Annotated in this window: 11 protein-coding genes and 1 pseudogene; 5 read left to right on the top strand and 7 right to left on the bottom strand. The window is 67.3% G+C overall.

The window, feature by feature from the left end; translation table 11 throughout:
* The first annotated feature begins 72 nt into the window (after positions 1-72).
* The 3 genes from A7D17_RS07545 to A7D17_RS07535 all read left to right on the top strand — a co-directional run bounded on the left by A7D17_RS07545 (position 73) and on the right by A7D17_RS07535 (position 3,459).
* Positions 73-1,029, top strand: coding sequence for a ribokinase (locus tag A7D17_RS07545; protein ID WP_064508539.1), 957 nt, complete (start codon positions 73-75; stop codon positions 1,027-1,029).
* Positions 1,030-1,604: 575 nt separating this feature from the next.
* On the top strand, positions 1,605-2,603 hold the full coding sequence (gene dusB, locus A7D17_RS07540) for a tRNA dihydrouridine synthase DusB (protein ID WP_064508538.1): 999 nt from the start codon (positions 1,605-1,607) through the stop codon (positions 2,601-2,603).
* 28 nt (positions 2,604-2,631) lie between these two features.
* Entirely contained in the window at positions 2,632-3,459 is an 828-nt protein-coding gene (locus A7D17_RS07535) for a methyltransferase domain-containing protein (protein WP_064508537.1), read from the top strand.
* Here the strand turns inward: A7D17_RS07535 and A7D17_RS07530 are convergent.
* Entirely contained in the window at positions 3,453-4,559 is a 1,107-nt protein-coding gene (locus A7D17_RS07530) for a metal-dependent hydrolase (RefSeq protein WP_064508536.1), read from the bottom strand. The two genes, A7D17_RS07535 and A7D17_RS07530, sit on opposite strands and share 7 nt — an antisense overlap.
* 476 nt (positions 4,560-5,035) lie before the next feature.
* Here A7D17_RS07530 and A7D17_RS07525 point away from each other — a divergent pair, with 476 nt between their 5' ends.
* Together A7D17_RS07525 and metK are read left to right on the top strand one after the other, a co-directional pair.
* Positions 5,036-5,521 (top strand): OsmC family protein, encoded by a 486-nt coding sequence (locus tag A7D17_RS07525; protein WP_064508535.1) that lies wholly within the window; start codon positions 5,036-5,038, stop codon positions 5,519-5,521.
* A gap of 358 nt (positions 5,522-5,879) precedes the next feature.
* On the top strand, positions 5,880-7,091 hold the full coding sequence (metK, locus tag A7D17_RS07520; protein WP_064508534.1) for a methionine adenosyltransferase: 1,212 nt from the start codon (positions 5,880-5,882) through the stop codon (positions 7,089-7,091).
* 798 nt (positions 7,092-7,889) lie between these two features.
* On the opposite strand, the pseudogene A7D17_RS07515 reads toward metK, so the two are convergent.
* The 6 genes and pseudogenes from A7D17_RS07515 to ppc form a co-directional block, all read right to left on the bottom strand.
* Positions 7,890-9,287 (bottom strand): annotated as a pseudogene (locus tag A7D17_RS07515) (histidine-type phosphatase).
* A 1,545-nt stretch (positions 9,288-10,832) separates the two neighbouring features.
* On the bottom strand, positions 10,833-12,029 hold the full coding sequence (locus tag A7D17_RS07510) for an OmpA family protein (protein ID WP_064508533.1): 1,197 nt from the start codon (positions 12,027-12,029) through the stop codon (positions 10,833-10,835).
* Positions 12,030-12,137: 108 nt separating this feature from the next.
* Entirely contained in the window at positions 12,138-14,090 is a 1,953-nt protein-coding gene (locus A7D17_RS07505; RefSeq protein WP_095522581.1) for a lipase family protein, read from the bottom strand.
* Positions 14,091-14,167: 77 nt separating this feature from the next.
* Positions 14,168-15,205 carry an Lnb N-terminal periplasmic domain-containing protein gene (locus A7D17_RS07500; protein ID WP_064508531.1) on the bottom strand — a complete coding sequence of 346 codons (1,038 nt, stop codon included), beginning with the start codon at positions 15,203-15,205 and terminating at the stop codon, positions 14,168-14,170.
* Positions 15,202-15,774, bottom strand: coding sequence for a TetR/AcrR family transcriptional regulator (locus A7D17_RS07495; protein ID WP_064508530.1), 573 nt, complete (start codon positions 15,772-15,774; stop codon positions 15,202-15,204). Before A7D17_RS07495 ends, A7D17_RS07500 begins: the two co-directional genes overlap by 4 nt.
* 80 nt (positions 15,775-15,854) lie before the next feature.
* A complete protein-coding gene (gene ppc / locus A7D17_RS07490; protein ID WP_064508529.1) occupies positions 15,855-18,569 on the bottom strand; it encodes a phosphoenolpyruvate carboxylase in 2,715 nt (904 codons plus the stop codon).
* Positions 18,570-18,887 lie beyond the last annotated feature (318 nt).

The following is an 18,887-nucleotide window of genomic DNA, read 5'->3' as shown; positions in this document are numbered from 1 at the left end:
TGGTTCATCGGCGTGCCGTTCTAATGACTGCATGCCACGTGTCATCTTCGTCATTCAAGCAAGCAGGTATTTATGAGTTCGGTCGTCGTTGTCGGGTCTTTCAATGTCGATCACGTGTGGCGGTGCGACGTGCTACCGGTGCCGGGCGCCACCATCGCCGGCCGCTACAGCACCGGCCCGGGTGGCAAGGGCTTCAATCAGGCGGTGGCGGCGGCGCGTGCCGGTGCCAGGACGCATTTCCTGTGCGCGCTGGGCGACGATGCCGGCGGCGCGCTGGCGCGTTCGCTGGCCGCCCATGACGGCTTTGCGCTGATCGCCGAGCCGAGCAACGAGCCCACCGGGACCGGCGGCATCTACGTCGACGGCCACGGCCGCAACACCATCGTGATCGGTGCCGGCGCCAACTCGGTGCTGAGCGCAGGTTTCGTTGAAAACCAGCGCCCGCTGGTGGCATCGGCACAGGTGCTGCTGGCACAGCTGGAATCGCCGGCAGAGACCGTCGAAGCAGCGCTCGCGCTGGCCCACGAATGCGGCGTGCTGACCGTGCTCAACGCTGCGCCCGCCAATGCGCCGACCTCCATCGGCCTGCTCAAGCTGTCGGACGTGCTGACCCCGAACGAGACCGAGTTCGCCGCACTGCTCGGCCGCCATGTCGGCGAGCGCATCAATGCCGACGATGTGGCCGCGCTGGACGGCAACACGTTGCACTCGCTGTGCCGCAAATTGCTGCCAGGCGGCACCGTGGTGGTGACGCTGGGCGCGGTGGGCGCCTTCATCTCGCATGCCGACGAGCAACTGCGCGGCGACACCGCGGCGCATTACCGGGTGGGCGCCGAAAGCGCGCAGACGGTGGACACCACCGGCGCCGGCGATGCCTTCAACGGCGCACTGGTGGCCTCGCTGGCGCAGTCGCCCGGCGCAAGCTTCATCACCCACGTGCGCTTTGCCACCCGCTACGCGGCACGCTCCACCGAAGTGGAAGGCGCTGCCAACTCCATGCCGCGGCTGCTGCCAGACGTGGCTGTGTAAGTCACACGCGTCGAGTGACCAACCAAGGCGACCGCACCAATGCGGTCGCCTTCTGCATTTAGGGCCTCGGCCTGCGCGTTAGAGACTGTTTGCACGGCGGACGGCATCATGGACCGTGCCTGCTGGAGGACGCTGCGAGCTCTGCTGCTGCCGGAGCTTCGGTCGTCTTACTCGGAAAGCTCTGGGATACAGAGGAGGCGTGATACAGCGCCGGGCGCCCGCCCCCTCATCCGGCGCTAACGCGCCACCTCCCCCCCCATCCAGGAGGACAATGTCCCAACGGGAGAAGAAATAGACGCCGCTCTCCCAGCCAGAGGCGAAGAAGGAATAGACGCTGTTCTCCCCTCCCCAGCGGAGAAGGAATAGCAGCCTCTCCCCACGGAACAGGGGTTGGGGCAAGGGTACGGTCAGCCCACATATTCGCCGCCGCCCTCGCCCTATCCAGTCGCGCGCCCCGCACAGCCATCGCGCAGCACCGAAGGCCGGACACACTCTTCCGATTCCCGATTCCCGATTCCCGATTCCCGATTCCCGATTCCCGATTCCCGATTCCCCACCCCAGCTACAATGCCCGCATGCAGATCGGCCCCTACACCATCGCCCCCAAGGTGATCCTCGCCCCGATGGCGGGCGTCACCGACAAGCCGTTCCGGCTACTGTGCAAGCGGCTGGGCGCCGGGCTGGCAGTCTCGGAGATGACCATCTCCGATCCGCGCTTCTGGGGCACGCGCAAGTCGCTGCACCGCATGGACCATGCCGGCGAGCCGGACCCGATCAGCGTGCAGATCGCCGGCACCGAGCCGCAGCAACTGGCCGAGGCGGCGCGTTACAACGTCGACCATGGCGCGCAACTGATCGACATCAACATGGGCTGCCCGGCCAAGAAGGTGTGCAATGCCTGGGCCGGCTCGGCGCTGATGCGTGATGAAGACCTGGTGGCACGCATCCTCACCGCAGTGGTGCAGGCGGTGAACGTACCTGTGACCTTGAAGATCCGCACCGGCTGGGATTGCGACCACCGCAACGGCCCGGTAATTGCGCGCATTGCGCAGGACTGCGGCATCGCCGCGCTGGCGGTGCACGGGCGCACCCGCGATCAGCACTACACCGGCACTGCCGAGTACGCCACCATCGCGCACATCAAGGCCGCGCTGCAGATTCCCGTGATCGCCAACGGCGATATCGATTCGCCGCACAAGGCCGCGCAGGTGCTGCGCGAGACCGGCGTGGATGCGGTGATGATCGGCCGTGCCGCGCAGGGGCGGCCATGGATCTTCGGCGAGGTGGCGCATTACCTGGCCACCGGCGAGGCGTTGCCGCCACCGTCGCTGGCGGTCGTGCGCGACACCTTGCTGGACCATCTGCAAGCGCTGCATGCGTTCTACGGACAGCCGCAGGGCGTGCGCATCGCACGCAAGCACCTGGGCTGGTACGCAAAGGATCATCCGCAAAGCGCGGACTTCCGCGCAGTGGTCAACCGCGCCGACACGCCAGAGGCGCAGCTGGCGCTGACCCGCGACTATTTCGATGCGCTGATCGCCGGCGTGGCGCCGTCGCTGCCGAACGCCGCCTGAGTTTTTTCTGCCTGCTGGAGCCGCACGCATGAGCGCACCGAGCGACACTCCGACCTATCTGCACGGCTTCTCGGCCACCGAGCAGGCACGCCTGCTCAAGCAGGCGCGATTACTGGAAGCCACGCTCTTCAACGAGGTCGACTACAGCGGTGCGCGGCGCCTGCTGGAAGTGGGCAGCGGCGTGGGTGCGCAGACCGAGGTGCTGCTGCGGCGGTTTCCCGAACTGCATGTCACCGGCGTGGACCTGAGCCAGGCGCAGCTGGGGGCAGCGCGCGCCAACCTGGAGCGGCTGGCCTGGTGCCGCGAGCGGTACAGCCTGCAGCAGGCCGATGCGGGCGACCTGCCCTTCGAGGCGCGCCAGTTCGATGCGGCGTTCCTGTGCTGGGTGCTGGAGCACGTGCCCTCGCCGGCGCGCGTGCTCAACGAGGTGCGGCGCGTCCTGCTGCCCGGCTCGCCGGTGTATGTGACCGAGGTGATGAACGCCTCGTTCCTGCTGCACCCGTATTCGCCCAACCTGTGGCGCTACTGGATGGCGTTCAACGATTTCCAGCACGACCAGGGCGGCGATCCGTTCGTGGGCGCCAAGCTCGGCAATCTGCTGCTGGCCGGCGGCTTTCGCGATGTGCAGACGCAGATCAAGACGCTGCACCTGGACAACCGCGAGCCGGGCCGGCGCAAGACCATGATCGGGTTCTGGGAAGAAGTGCTGCTGTCGGCGGCCGAGCAACTGCTGCATGCCGGCGCGGTGGACGCCGATACGGTGGACGGCATGCGCCGCGAACTGGCGCAGGTGCAAAGCGACCCGGATGCGGTGTTCTTCTATTCCTTCGTGCAGGCGCGCGCCACGGTCTACTGAGGCGCCGAGGCCGACGCCGGTGCGCTTGCCGGCGTGCTGTCATGTTCCAGATCGCCGGTCAGCGCCTTGCCGCTGGGCGCGTTCCAGATGCGGTGCCACATCTGCGCCAGCACTGCCCAGATCTGGTCGCGGGCCACTGGGGCGCGGTAGGCCGCCTGGACCTGCCGCGGCACGATCGGCTGCCAGCCACCGTCGTCGCGATGGGCAACCACGAAGTTGAAGTTGTAGTCCGGTTCCAGGCCCATCCGCAGGTCGCTGAGCATCAGGTCGTCGTCCACCAGCCGCGCGCGCATGAAGCCGCGGTTGAACCAGGTCAGCCGGCGCACCGAGTTGAACGCGGCCACCTCGCCCAGCGCCTGGGTATTGCTGGAAAACCCGCGGAACTGCATCGGGCCGCTATCGGCCACCAGCGAGCGTTCGCCGATGACATAGCCGCTGGGCGTCATCGCCACCACGCGCCAGAGCAGCGTATTGAAGGGCATCGGCACCGAGAAACGCGGCGCGTCGGCCAGCCCCATGGCGGCCAGGGCGCGATCGGCCTGCTGATCGACCAGATGCTTGGCGATCAGCGACCAGCCCAGATACGCAGAACTGGCCACCAGGCCGATCACCAGCACGCGCTGCGCCAGCGGGCGCGCACGTGCGAACCAGGCGATGGCGCAGGCCAGCAGCAGCCACAGCGTATAGGCCGGGTCGATGATGAAGACGCTGGACCACATGGTCGGATGCGGTTGCAGCGGCCACCACAGCTGGGTGCCGTAGACGGTGAAGGCGTCCAGCAGCGGGTGGGTGATCAGGGCCAGCTGGATCGCCCAGAACCAGCGCGTGGGCGCACCAGCCACGCGTCCATTGCCGTAGCGGCGGAACAGCCACCAGATCAGCCACCCCAGCAGTGGCAGCACGAACAGCGAATGGCTGACGCTGCGGTGCACCGTCATCAGGGTGACCGGGTCGTCGGTCAATGGCAGCAAGGCCAATGCGTCAAGATCGGGCAAGGTGCCCAGTGCCGCGCCGGCGAGCAAGGCGGCACGCCGCTGTCCGGGCGGCGCGATGGCGGCAGCGATGGCACCGCCAAGAACGATCTGGGTCAGGGAATCCATCGCCCGATGCTAGCAGGCCCGACATGCACGGATGGGCATCGCGCTACGTGCTTTCAGTCGGCACACAGCTGCGCCGGCGCGGCGCTGCATCGACGGTGCACGCCGGGGCGACCAGCGGCGCATCGCAGCTGTCGGCACGCTGCGCGGGAGCAGCGGATAGAAAGGCGCCAGCGCAGCCTTGACGTGCGGTCGCCGTACGTGCGGAACGCGACGCCGCTGCCGCGGTTCAGACGCAAGAATCTTTGCGACCGGCTGCATGGCGACGCTGCGCAAGTGACCGCCTGTTGTTTGAAGCAAACCGAGAAAGCGTTGCCTCCTGCGTCATGGCCGGCGCGGCAGCAATCGAGGCAACAAGGACCTGGTGCGGATGTCCCACCGCTGGGAAGCGCCTACTCCGATGAAGGCCCAGGCAACGGCATCCCTTGTCAGCCAGGGCTGAAGGACGCATGGTGTGCGCTCAGGCAAGGAGTGCGCGAATGCCAGACCAACAGCACCAGTACAGCGTCAAGGTCACCTGGACCGGCAACCAGGGCAGCGGCACCTCGGGATATCGCGCCTACAGCCGCGACCACCGCATCGAGGCAGCGGGCAAGGCCAGCGTGATCGACGGCTCGTCAGATCCAGGCTTTCGCGGTGACCCGGCACGCTGGAACCCCGAAGACCTGCTGGTCGCCTCACTGTCGGCCTGCCACAAGCTCTGGTACCTGGGGTTGTGCGCCACTGCCGGCATCATCGTGCAGGCCTACGAGGACAACGCCGAAGGCGCCATGCTGGAACAGGCCGATGGCGCCGGGCAGTTCACCTCGGTGGTGCTGCGCCCGCTGGTGACCCTGGCACCGGGCAGCGACCTCGAGCAAGCCAGAGCGCTGCACCACACCGCGCATGAAAAGTGCTTCATCGCCCGCTCGATGAATTTCCCGGTCAGCCACGAGCCCCGGCTGCAACTGGCCGACTCGACCTGAGCGGCGGGTTGCGCGAGGGTGTGGCGGGCCCCCTCACGGGGAGATGCCCAACGCCGACCGCAGCGCTTGCAGCTCGACCGCAGTGTCGGCCAGGTGCTCGAGCAATGCATGCAGCGGCAGACGGCCCCATCGCACGCCGTGCCCTGGCAGGTACGGCGCTCGGACGTGGAAGTCTGCCTGCCTCGCTCGCGCATGGCCGCCCCTGCAGTGTTGCAGACACCTCACTGCCGGCTGCCGGAGCGTCCTGTCGGCCGCGCTTACCTCCACGGCATCGCGTTCAGGCGCACAATGCAACGGTCACCGTGGGCGTGTATCATCCGCACCCATCTTTTCATCCGAATTAAGGGATATAAGCCTGATGTCCAGCTACCTGTTCACCTCCGAATCGGTCTCCGAAGGCCATCCGGACAAGATTGCCGACCAGATTTCCGACGCCGTGCTGGATGCCATCCTGGCCCAGGACAAGCGCGCCCGCGTGGCGTGCGAGACGATGGTCAAGACCGGCGTGGCGATCGTGGCCGGCGAAGTGACCACCAGCGCCTGGATCGACCTGGAAGCGCTGACCCGCAAGGTGATCCTGGACATCGGCTACAACAGCTCCGACGTCGGCTTCGACGGCGAGACCTGTGGCGTGCTCAACCTGATCGGCAAGCAGTCGCCGGACATCAACCAGGGCGTGGACCGCAAGAAGCCCGAAGAACAGGGCGCCGGCGACCAGGGCCTGATGTTCGGCTATGCCACCAACGAGACCGACAGCTTCATGCCGGCGGCGATCCACCTGTCGCATCGCCTGGTCGAGCAGCAGGCCAAGATCCGCAAGAAGAAGAACTCGGCACTGTCCTGGCTGCGTCCGGATGCCAAGTCGCAGGTCACCCTGCGCTATGAAGACGGCGTGGCGACTGCGATCGACGCAGTGGTGCTGTCGACCCAGCACGATCCGGGCATCAAGCAGAAGGACCTGATCGAAGCGGTGCGCGAGGAAATCCTCAAGCCGGTGCTGCCAGCCAAGTGGCTGCACAAGGGCACCAAGTTCCACATCAACCCGACCGGCAAGTTCGTGATCGGCGGCCCGGTGGGCGATTGCGGCCTGACCGGTCGCAAGATCATCGTCGACACCTACGGCGGCTGGGCCCGTCACGGTGGCGGCGCGTTCTCGGGCAAGGATCCGTCCAAGGTCGACCGTTCGGCAGCCTATGCCGCGCGCTATGTGGCCAAGAACGTGGTGGCTGCGGGTCTGGCCGACCGTTGCGAAGTACAGGTCTCCTACGCCATCGGCGTGGCCGAGCCGACTTCGATTTCGGTCACCACCTTCGGCACCGGCAAGATCGCCGACGAGCAGATCGAGAAGCTGATCCGCAAGCACTTCGACCTGCGTCCGTTCGGCATCATCCAGATGCTCGACCTGATCCACCCGATGTACCAGCAGACCGCCTCCTACGGTCACTTCGGCCGCAAGCCGAAGGACTTCACCTACACCGACGGTGCCGGCGCGCAGCATTCCGCCACCTCGTTCTCGTGGGAAAAGACCGACCGCGCCGACGCCCTGCGCGCCGATGCGAAGCTGAAGTAAGCACGCCGCTCCTGCAGGAGCGCGCGCGATGCACAACGACCGGGCCGCTGATGCGGCCCGGTTTCGTTTCGGGGTCTGTCGGTGGGTTGCCCAACTCCAGGAAGTGGCAGGTTGCAAAGGCTCCGGCTGACGGCGTACCCGCACGCGGACGGGCGTGACGAAACAGAGCCCCTCCCCGCGGGAGATGGGTTGGGGTGAGGGTACGGGCGCAGCCACTCCCCTTCCGAATAGCACCTGGCTGCGCACGTCCCCCTCATCCGCCCCTGCGGGGCACCTTCTCCCGCAAGGCGGGAGAAGGGACAACGATGCCAACCGCTGCTCAGGGCCCTCTCCTGCGGGTTAGGGCCTGCGGTGAGGTAAGGGCGCAGCCATTCACTGCCGAATAGCACCTGGCTGCGCACGTCCCCCTCATCCGCCCCTGCGGGGCACCTTCTCCCGCAAGGCGGGAGAAGGGACAACGAGGCCAACCGCTGCTCAGGGCCCTCTCCTGCGGGTTAGGGCATGGGGTGAGGTACGGGCGCAGCATTCACCTGCCGAATAGCACTGGCTGCGCACGTCCCCCTCATCCGCCCCTGCGGGGCACCTTCTCCCGCAAGGCGGGAGAAGGGACAACGAGGCCAACCGCTGCTCAGGGCCCTCTCCCGCGGTCGCTCAGACCCATAGGTCATCGGTCGACCCCGCCGGCTCTCGACACCTAATTCGGCAGATCGCCAAGAACCAAGGGGGATTGGGGCGAGGGTACGGGGCACAGCCACATGCCATGCAGACCACCGCAGGACAGCTGTCGTGATCGCGATGCTACCGATCGAGCTGCAACTGCTGTTCGAGCGCCATCGCAAAATCCGCCAATGGGCAGGCCATGCGTTGCTCCGGAACGCACAAGCCCAGTGAGAGCTCCTGCTGCAGCGGCGGATGGGCCAGATCCAGCGGTGCCAGCGTGCGCAGTTGATCCAGCGATTGCGCCAGGTAGCGGGCACGCACGACCTGGCGGCCGTCGCTCTCCCGCCACAGGCCGAGCACCAATGCACCACCCGGTGGCGGATCATCGGCACCGTAGCCGGGCAGGTGGAAATGCACGTCCAGCAACCCGCTCAATGCAGCGATATGCGTATCGCTGCCCACAAACAACGAGACCTTCGGCGCCTGCGCATCGCCGAAGCGCTGCATGACCTGGCGTGCCAACGGTGCGCCCGAGCGCTGCGCCATGTAGTGCGGCCGTGCGTAGATATCGAACAGCAGCGCGTGCAGGCGCGAGACCTGCGCCAGGCGCTCCGGTGTGGCGCGGCCCCAGCCGACCTGCGACAGCGGCAAGCCATCGGCGTACTGCAGCAACAGCACTTCGCCGGTACCGGAGGTCAGATCGATCGGCCCGCTCAAGGCCAGGCCACGCCCGTTGGCCGACGGCGCCAGCGTGGACGTCATTCGCGCAAACTCGCACGGCATCTCGGTGCAGCCCAGGATCTGCCGCATGGCCTGCAGTTCGGCGGCATGGCCTTGCAATAGCGCGTCAGGGCCACCGGTTTGCTGCCTGATGGCGGCCACCGCTGCCGCGGCATCGAATGGCACGGCGCCGGCTTCGATCGGCCGGAACAGCGGATCATTGCTGCCTGGCTCACGGTGTCCGGCAACGATGCCGCAGCCTGGTGCCAGCGCATCGGCCAACAGTGCGCCGCTGTCGATGGTGCGTTGGTCGGTATTGGCCCAGACCGCCACTGCACCCTGCGCCGGGCATCCCGCCGCCGGCAATACGCCCTGCTGCGCCAGCCACTGACGCAGGTAGTCGCCACTCAATCGCACCGCCTTGCGACCGCGCGGGGTAAGCAGGCTGGCTGGCGTGGACCACTGCGGCCAGGCTTGATCGGCATAGCGCGCGGCGGCGGCTTCTCCCTGCAGCGGCGCACGCACCCCGTGTCGGAAGATCACCACCACCCGCTCCAGCTGCGCTGACCGTGCAGCGGGCAACGGTGCGGCACCAGCGCCGGCATGCGTGTGCGCCTCCAACGGCGGGCGCGATGCAGTCCGCGCCGAGGATGCGCAACCACCCAACAGCGAGACCGCCAACATCAGCATGCACACCGCGCTGGTGGCGAACGACGCGGGCGCGCGGAAATGCGGCGCGCACAGGCCGGGCGCTGCCCTGTTCGCTGGCTGCGCGTTGCGATCCCTGCGGGACAGCGGGCGCAACGCGATCCCCATCGCATCGCGCCCGCTGCGTCGAGCAGTCGCGGACCGCGGCGATTCCCCTTCGCCAGCGAACGCCGCCTGTCGCCATGCAGCCCGCCCCACGTCACTGCGCTTGCGCCCCCCTGCGCTGCCCAGGCGATACACACGCAAGGCGGCATCACAGCCCGCTTGCAGGTGCCCAGAAAAGCTCTGGAAGCGATGCAGCAGCCAACAAGGATCGGTCATGCGTCATCCAAAGTGCCGCGCGCCGTCCACGGAGGCTGGGACAGCACCACTACGAGCAACGAGAAAGCGATGCAGCGACACCGCATCACACCTGCAAGCAGGCGTCGCGCATAGTGGTGAGCGGTTGTTGCAATTCGGTGACGCCACGGCAATCCCCGAGATCTGCATGCGCAGGACGCATAAGTCGGCACAGTCGCCGAAGCATGGAAACCGGAATCACGACCTGGCTGCGCAGGCGACCCACGTTGGCCCGTGGTGCACACCTGCATGCACACCGTTGTTCGAACGCGCCTCTCTACGCAGAGCGTCACTGCAGTCTTGCTGCCCATCCTGCGGCGCAGTGCGCGCTGCAACTGTCGCGAGCAACTGCCAGCCAGATCCCTGGCAGCGTTGCTTTATCTTTCTTTCCACGCGGGGAGAGGCGACTCGCGATGAGGATGTGGCGCAAAGCACGCCAATCGCCCATCGCACACGGGCGACCGGAGACGATGAGCGAGACACGTTGCACCCTGCTGGGCACGGCACGACATGACGCGTCGCTGGTCCCATCGCTACGAAAGCGCGGCAAGTCCACGTGCCTCCATACCCGATCCCAGGCAACGTTGTTTTATCTTTGTTTCCACGCGGGGAGAGGCGACTCGCGATGAGGATGTGGCGCAAAGCACGCCAGTCGCCCATTGCATACCGGCGGCCGGAGATGACGAGCGAGACACGCTGCGTCCTGCTGGGCACGGCACGACATGACGCGTCGCTGGTCCCATCGCTACGAAAGCGCGGCGAGTCCACGTGCCTCCATACCCGATCCCAGGCAACGTTGTTTTATCTTTGTTTCCACGCGGAGAGAGGCGACTCGCGATGAGGATGTGGCGCAAAGCACGCCAATCGCCCATCGCACGCGGGCAGCCGGAGACGATGAGCGAGACACGCTGCACCCTGTCGGGCACGGCACGACATGACGCGTCGCTGCCCCCACCGCTACGAAAGCGCGGCACGCGTCCACGTGCATCCACACCCATCAGGCTTTCCTGATCTTTGCGACATGCACACCCATCAACGCGACGCTGCCCAGCCACCGGTCAGCGACTACGCAGCGCAGACAACCAGCGCGGGATGACGTCCGAAGAAAAATTCGGAGTCGATGATCCGTACAACCTCCCCCTTCAGGGCACGCCACGGCGATGCGCTGTGGCGTCCACTGCTACGAAAACGCGGTGCGAGTCCACGCGCCTCCGCGCCCGGCAGGCTCTCGTGATCTTTGCGGCATGCACACCCGTCAATGCGCCGCTGCCCCGCCGCCGGTCAGGGCTACGCAATGCCGATACCAGCGCGTGCTCAGGTCCGAAGAAAGATCTCGACCCGTCGATTGAGTTGTCGCCCGCCCGGGTTGTCCTGCCCGTTGACGGTGTTGGGGGCAACCGGCTGCGTTTCTCCGTAGCCCTTGGCGCCAGCAGCCTGCGCGGCGCCGCGTGCGCGCAGCGCTGCCAGCACCGCAGTGGCGCGGCGTTCGGACAGCGCCTGGTTGTAGGCATCCTCTCCCTTGGCATCGGTGTGCCCACGCACTTCCATTTCCTTAGGGGTCACGGTGCCAAGCGCCGCGGCCAACGTGTCGAGCACGCGTGCGGCATCGGGGCGGATATCGGACTTGTCGAAGTCGAACAGGATGCGGTCATTCAAGGTGATCAGATAGCCGCAGGGCGCACCGGGAGGGGCGAATTTCTGCAGTGGCGGGAAGCGGCCGGCCGGCGGCACCTTGGGCAGCGGCGGCATGCGCACCTCGCGTGGCGGGGTGCCCACCGTGCCGGTCCCGTCGCCACGGTTCTGCACCAGGCCATCGGGGCTGTTCCAGGTGCCCGACCCGTCGGCATTGATGGTGACCAGGCCGCGCGGTCCATTCCAGGTGCCGCTGCCATCGCCGCGATTGTCGATCAGCCCGCTCTTGTCGCTGTTCCAGGTGCCGGCGCCCTTGCCATCCAGGCTGATCAGCCCGGCCGGGCCATTGTAGGTACCGCCGCCGTTGGACTGCACATCGATCAGCGCATCGTCGCCATCCTGGCCACTGGCATTAATGGTGCCGCTGCCATCGGCGTTGACGCTGATCAGGCCACCGTCGAAGTTGGCGGTGCCGCTGCCGTCGGCCTTGAGATTGAACAAACCTCCCTCGCCATTGCGCAGCAGGTTGCCGTTGGCATCGACGCTGGTGATGCCGGCATCATTGACCAGCGTGCCACCGGTGCCGCAGCGGGCCGGCGCCACGCTGATGCCCTCGACCGGGTCAAGCACCTCCTGCAGCGAGGCTTCCAGCGCGCGTTGCGCCGGGGTCACCCCAACGATGTCGGGCACCACGATGGTGGGAATGGCCGGGAATTCCGGCACGGCGTCAGCCGCCGCTGCAGGCGCCTCGGGCGTGCGCACCGCAGCCTGCGATGCGGAAGCTGCGGTGCCGGCAGCGCCTGCATCCTCTGGCGCTTCGCCACCACCGCAACCGACCAACAACACCGGAACCCACAGCACTGCCGACAGCTTGCGCATCGCGTCTTCCTTGTTCGAGCCTGTTCGAGAGATGGCCTGATACCACGAGCGAAGTAAACACGGCGCTAACAGGGCCGGACATTTACCCGCCCTGGCCGCAAGGTGAACTCACAAGCTCGCGGGCACAGAGGCCGGCGCAGGCTCCGGCGATTGCATCGGTGCAGGCACCTCGCCAGCTTTGACCTGCAACTGCGCATGCAGGATGCGGCGGATCTCCAGGATGGCCTGCGGCGTTTCCTGCACGCTGTGCCAGGAGGTGACCACCAGTTCGGACGCGGCGCCGTCCAGATGTGCGCTGCGGTACGGCACCAGGCCATCGTCGGAGTCGGCCAACGGTACCTGCGGTTTTTCGCGGCCGACGATGGTGTGGTAGCGCACCTGCGGCGAGATCGGCAGATCCATCGTGGCGCGCACGAACGGGTCGGTATCGCGCAGGTTGTCGATGCTGGTCGGTGGCAACAGGCGGCCCTTGCGACGCGGCGGCCCTCCCTGCCGTTGGCGTTCGCTATTGGCGAGGTCCTGCAGCACATCGCTGAACCGGTCCAGCAAGGCGATCGGCAGGCGCACCATGCGGCCGACGAAGCGCCCCAACCCGCCCTCGGCCAGCGGTGTGCCGCGATGCGGCGCAGCGATGAAGATGGCGCGGTCGATCTGCGGCATCGGCGAGAAATGCAGCAAGGGCGCCAGTTTGGCGCGCACGCGCGCACCGCGTTCGCCTTCCAGCCGATAGTCCTGCAGCAGCGCATTCCAGAGGTGCTCTCCGGACGAAGACACCAGCAGGCGTCCGATCACCCCGCCCATGCTGTGGCCGATCAACACCATGCCGTGCGAGGCGGGGGCGGTGCCGGCGGGGTCGAAGTGCTGCAGGCTGCGCTCCACCAGCGCCTGGATCTGCGCACGATTGACCGCAATCGGCGCGTTGGTCGGGTAATACACCTGCCAGATTTGATAATGCTGGCGCAGGGTTTCATCGCCCATCACCTCGTTGGCCACATTGACCCAGGCCTCCGGGCTGCTGGCCAGCCCGTGCAGCATCAGCAGCACGCGCCGGTTGGGGTCGTAGGGCTGCATCAGGTACAGATGCGGGCGATCGATGCCATGTGCGCTGCCCAGCATGGACCGCAACGACTGCGCGGCAAAGCCCGACCTGGCCAGCCATAGCCCGTAGGCCGCAGTGAAGTTGGCCGCGAGCGGCACGCGCTGGCCGTGCAGCACCACTTCGTTCTGGCGGTACGGGTCGTACGGCACCACCGTCACCAGATCGGTGCGCAGTACCGCATCCAGGCTGTAGCCCTCGAAGCGCAACAGCAGCGTTGCCGGTGCATACGGCATTTCGCTGAAGGTCGGCAGCGGGCGCCCGGGCGCGGTGCTGGCGGCCGCAGCCTGCTGCACGGCCAGGCCGGCCGGGTCGCCGACCAGCTGCGGGTCCACTGCGGCCACCAGTTCGGCGCCGAAGCCGTCGCGTCGATACGTGCTGCGTAATCCGTCAAAGCGCAATGCCGAAGCCGCAAAGATCGCGCGCGGTGTGTTGCCGCCGCCCGGCAGCCGATACGCAGAGGTGTCGATGGCGACCTGCCAACCGCCGACGGCGGTCGGTGTCGGGGTGATCTGGCCGGCTTGTTGCGCGCGCGCGAACAGGCGTTCGACCACCTGTTGCACGGCGTAGTTGTAATAGTCGCGCACCTGGGTCTGGCGGTTTTCGAAGGCGCGCGCTCCGGGCGCACGCGCAGTGAAAAACAGGTAGGCATAGGCATGCCGCGCGGCTTCCAGCCAGGCTTGCGCCGCCGTGTCGCTCATCTGTGCCGGGTTGCGGCCGCCCAGCTCGATCGCATGCGCTGTCCACAGCTCGGCTTGCGTGGCCAGGCGGCGCTCGTCGCCAATGCCCGCCACCGTGGCCAATTGCTGCACGCAGGGCAGCGGCTGCTTGCGGCAGGCCTTGGGTTGCAGGCCGGCCACCTGCAGGGTCTCGCTGCCGGATTGACTGAGTGCGCCGGTGCTGAGCACATCGCCGCGCGTCTGCGCGATGTAGTCGCCGCTGGTGCGCGATTGCACCGTGACCATGGCACAGCCGCTCAGCCACGCTCCCAGCAGCGCAGCCGCCAGCAGCGCAGCACTGCCGCGCCGGCGTGCGTACGCACTCACTGCGCCGCGCTCGCCGAGGCGCCTGGTGCGGGTGCCTGCGGCATGCCGGCACGGATGCGCTCGGAGAAATCCGCAGCGTCATCTGCGGCGATCGCACGCGCAGTGAAATGGCCGCGCTGCTTCAGCGTGGCGAAATCGTAGCCGGGCATCAGGCCCTGGTGATCGTAGGCGTATTCGTCGGCATAGCCGGACAGCAGCAGGCGGTGATCCAGCGGCAGGGTGGGCCGCAGCTGGCGTACCAGGGCGAACACGATCGTGGTGCAGTTGCTGGTCAGCGTGTTGTAGAACGCCGGCTTGCGATTCAGATCGTTGGCCAGGCCGACATAGCCCATGAACATCCGGCGCAGCCCGGCCTTGGGAATCGCCAGGCGATACAGGTACATGTCCTCGCCGCGCACGTTGGTGCGCACGCGCAGGATGTCGCGCTCGTCGGCGGCCACCAGGGTTTCTTCGAAACTGCGGAAGAAGCCGCCCACGGCCGAGAACGACTCGCCGCGCTCCTTGCGGATTTCCAGCGAGAACACCACGTGCGAACCGTCGTCGAAACCGAACGACACCAGCGTGTGCGCGATCGCCGGGCCCATCCAGTACGACAAGGCCAGGTCGGCGCTGACCAGCCGATCCAGATCGTACTGGCGGGTTTCCCAGCGCGGAACGTACTTGGTTTCGCTATGCCAGTCGAAGTTGCGCACGTTGTGCAGGGTCACGCTGTTGCCGTGCACCTCCGGGCGCAGACGCTGGGCGACATCGTCGGCCCAGTCGCGGTCCTGGCTGGGCTGCATGAGCCCCCACGACACCGCCAATGCCACGAATGCCGCACCGAAGATGCCCACCAGGGCCCAGTTTTCGCGGCCACGGCGCAGGCCCCACACGGCGGCCAGCGCCATCGCACACCACGATGCCACCCAGCCGATGCGCACCAGCGCATTGCCGGTGAGCGCGAAATAGATCGCCAATGCGCCCCAGGTCGCGGCCAGCACCAGCGCCACGCGCAATGCCCAGCGGCCGATGACCGCACGGGTGGCCGGTGTCATCGCGTGCCGCCTTCAGGCACCTGCATGCCCAGCGCATGCATCAGCAGATCGGCCGAGCGATGGGCAAGACGCTTGCGTTCGGACTCATCGCTGCCGCGCAGGCAACTGCCCAGCATGTCGATCACCAGCAGCAGTTGTTCGTCGTCGACGTCGGCCCGGCACAGGCCGGCATCGCGGGCGCGGTGCACGAACGGCAGGAAGATCGCCACCACGCGCCGGTCGGCGGCTTCCACCGCCGGGTGCGCGCGTTCGATCGAGCGCCAGAAGTCCACCAGCGGCGCCGACTGGGCGATGTGCTCGGCCACGTCGTGCAGCAGCACGGCCAGCCCGTCCGGGCGGTCGGCCAGGTCGGCCGCCAGCCGCTCCAGGCCGTCCAGGCCGCGCGCCATCAGCGCGGTCATCAGCGCCACCCGGTCCGGGAAGTTCCGGTACAAGGTGGCGCGGCCCAGGCCGGCACGCTCCACCACCAGTTCCAACGGGGCATTGACGCCGTGTTCGCTGAACACTTCGTCGGCAGCATCGAGAATCTGCCGGCGGCGCAGCGCGGCATCAGGGCGGGAGGTCATCATGCCGGCATTATCGGACAGATTTGTCCGCCCATGCCAGAGCCCGCTTACCGATTCTGCGTCCGCGCCGACCAACGGTCGGATCAGCCGGTGTTCTGCACCCCTTGCGAGACGCCGTTGACGCAGGCGACCAGCGCGCGCAGCAGTTCCTCGTCTTCGCCATCGGTGGCCCGCCAGCGTTGCAGCAGGTCCACCTGCAGCACGCTGATCGGGTCGATGTACGGGTTGCGCAGACGGATCGACAAGGCCAGCCGTGGGTCGTGCTGCAGCAACGACTGTTGCTGCAGCAGCGCCTTGACCCAGCCCTTGGTCAGCGCCAGTTCGTCGCGGATCTGTGGGAAAAACCGTGCATGCAGGTCGCCCGACAGCCGCGAGAACAGCTCGGCAATGGTGAGGTCGCCCTTGGACAGCACCATGGCGATGTCGTCCAGGAAGGTGCGGAAGAACGGCCAGTCCTGGGCCATCTCGCGCAAGGTGTCTTCGTGCCCGGCATCCACCGCGGCCTGCAGCCCGCTGCCCACGCCATACCAGCCCGGAATCACCGCACGCGCCTGGCTCCACGCAAACACCCACGGAATCGCGCGCAGGTTCGACAGCGCGGCATCCTGACCCAGCCGGCGCGAGGGGCGCGAGCCCAGCGTCATGCGTTCGATCACATCGATCGGCGTGGCCAGGCGGAAGTACTGCATGAAGTCCGGCGCACCGACAAAGGCGCGGTAGGCCACCGTGCTGCGCTCGGCGACCAGATCCATCACCGGCCGCCAGCGGTCCTCGCGCGGTTCCGGCGCACGCGGGCGCAGGCTGGACAACAGCACCGCACCGGTCATCTGTTCCAGCGAGCGCAGTGCCAATGCACGGATGCCGTACTTGCGATGGATCACCTCGCCCTGCTCGGTGACGCGCAGGCGGCCATCCACGCTGCCGCGCGGGGCGGCATCCAGCGCGCGGCTGGTCTTGCCGCCGCCGCGGGCGATCGAGCCGCCGCGGCCGTGGAAAAACGTCAGCCGCACACCCAACTCGGCGGCGGCTTCCAGCAACTCGACCTGCGCACGTTGCAGGCCCCAGCGCGAGGCGGCAATGCCGCCGTCCTTGCCGCTGTCCGAGTAGCCCAGCATCACCATCTGGGTATCGCCGCGCGCGGCCAGGTGCTGGCGATAGACCGGGTCGGCCAGCAGGTCCTGCACGGTGCCGGTACCGCCACGCAGATCGTCCACGGTTTCGAACAGCGGCACGATGTCCAGCGGCACCGTACCGGCGTCGTCGACCAGGCCACCGCGCCGCGCCAGGGCGAGCACGGTGAGCACGTCGGCGCGGTTGTGCGCCATCGAGATGATGTAGCTGCCCAGTGCATCGGCGCCGTGGCGTGTGCGGGCATCGGCGAGCGCGGCGAACACCGCGTCCAGCCGCGCATTGCCGTCGTCGTCCACGCGCGGCAGCGCCTGTTCGCCGGCGGCATACGGGCCGAGCACGGCGGCACGCTGTGTCGCATCCTGCCCTTCCCAGTCGCCCTGGCCCAGCGCATCGGCGACCGCGCGGGCATGCACGCTCGATTCCTGGCGCACATCCAGCCGCGCCAGATGAAACCCAAAGCTGCGCACGCGCCACAACAGCCGACGCACCGCAAACCAACCGGCGTGCAGGCCCTTGTTGGACTGCAGGCTGTCCAGGATCAGTTGCAGATCGTGTTCGAGTTCGGACGGTGCGGCGTATGCGCCGTCGGCATCGTCCAGCGTGGCCTGCAGGCGTGCGCGCATCAGGTCGTTGAGCAGGCGGTACGGCATGTCGCCGTGGCGCGGTCGCGAACGGGCGGCGGCCTCCGGCAGCAGCGCACGGTAGCGTTCCAGCTGCGCAGTCAGCTCGGGGCTGACCTGCACCAGCGTGGTCGACTGGCTGAGCAGGCTGGCCAATTGCCAGAGTTCCTTCTGGTAACGGTCCAGCACCGCGCGGCGCTGCGCATCCAGGGTGCCGGCGATGGTGGCGGCATCCACGTTGGGATTGCCGTCCATGTCCCCGCCCACCCAGGTGCCGAAGCGCAGCAGGCGCGGCAGCGGCGGCACGCTGCCGTAGGTTTCTTCGATGGCGTGTTCGAGGGTTTCGTACATCACCGGGATGACGCGATAGAGCACCTGGGTGAGATAGAACCCCACGTGCTCGCGTTCGTCGTCCACGGTGGGACGCACCGGCGAGGAATCGGCGGTCTGCCAGGAGGCGGTCAGGGCCATGCGGAAGCGCGCCGCATCGCTGGCGCGCTCGTTGGGGGTGCGCATGCCGTCGAGGTTGTCGACCAGGCTGGCGACCATCAGCTGTTCTTTTTCCAGCAGCGCGCGGCGCACCGCTTCGGTGGGATGGGCGGTGAACACCGGCTCCACGTCGATGCGCGGCAACCACTGGCTGAGTTCGTCCAGGGTCACGCCCTGCGCCTTGAGCCGGCGCAATGCATCGTGCAGGCCATCGGGCTGCGGCGTATCGGTGCCGCTGCGCTGGTACTCGCGGCGGCGGCGGATGCGATGCACGCGCTCGGCGATGTTGACCACCTGGAAATAGGTGCTGAAGGCGCGCACCAGCGCCTCGGCATCGCGCGGTGCGCGCCCGGTGAGTTGTTCGCTCAGCGTGGAAGGCGGCGCATCGCTCTCGCGACGCGAAATGGCGGTGGTACGGACGCGTTCGATTTCGTCGAGAAATTCCGCAGACACCTGCTCGGCGAGCAGATCGCCGACCAGCGCGCCAAGCCGGCGGACATCGTCGCGCAAAGGCAGATCGGGAGTAGCGAACACAAGACTGCTGCGGTACTCGTTCATCGGAAACGCACACCCTCATCAAGCGCAAAGTCGTCGAAGACTAACCCAAAAGGATTAGATGATCGCGACCATCACGACGGTTTCAACACCAACCATCGTGTGCCGGTGCTCTGTCCGATGACTCTCGTAGGAGCGCGCTGGCGCGCGATGGGGCTTTCCCGGTGATGCCCTCATCGCGGGCCAGCCCGCTCCTACGCGATGCGGCTTCCCTGGTAAGGCCCTCGCGGGCAAGCCCGCTCCTACGGGTGATCGCGCAATCGTCTGCGCGGCTCGGCAGACGTTGTCGGCATCGCATCAGCCACATCCGCAGTAGGAGTG

Origin of the sequence: Xanthomonas floridensis (genome assembly GCF_001642575.1) — a bacterium.
GTDB classification, from domain to species: Bacteria; Pseudomonadota; Gammaproteobacteria; order Xanthomonadales; family Xanthomonadaceae; genus Xanthomonas; species Xanthomonas floridensis.
The sequence above is the reverse complement of the archived record's forward strand: the minus strand, read 5'-3'. Positions and strand labels throughout refer to the sequence as shown.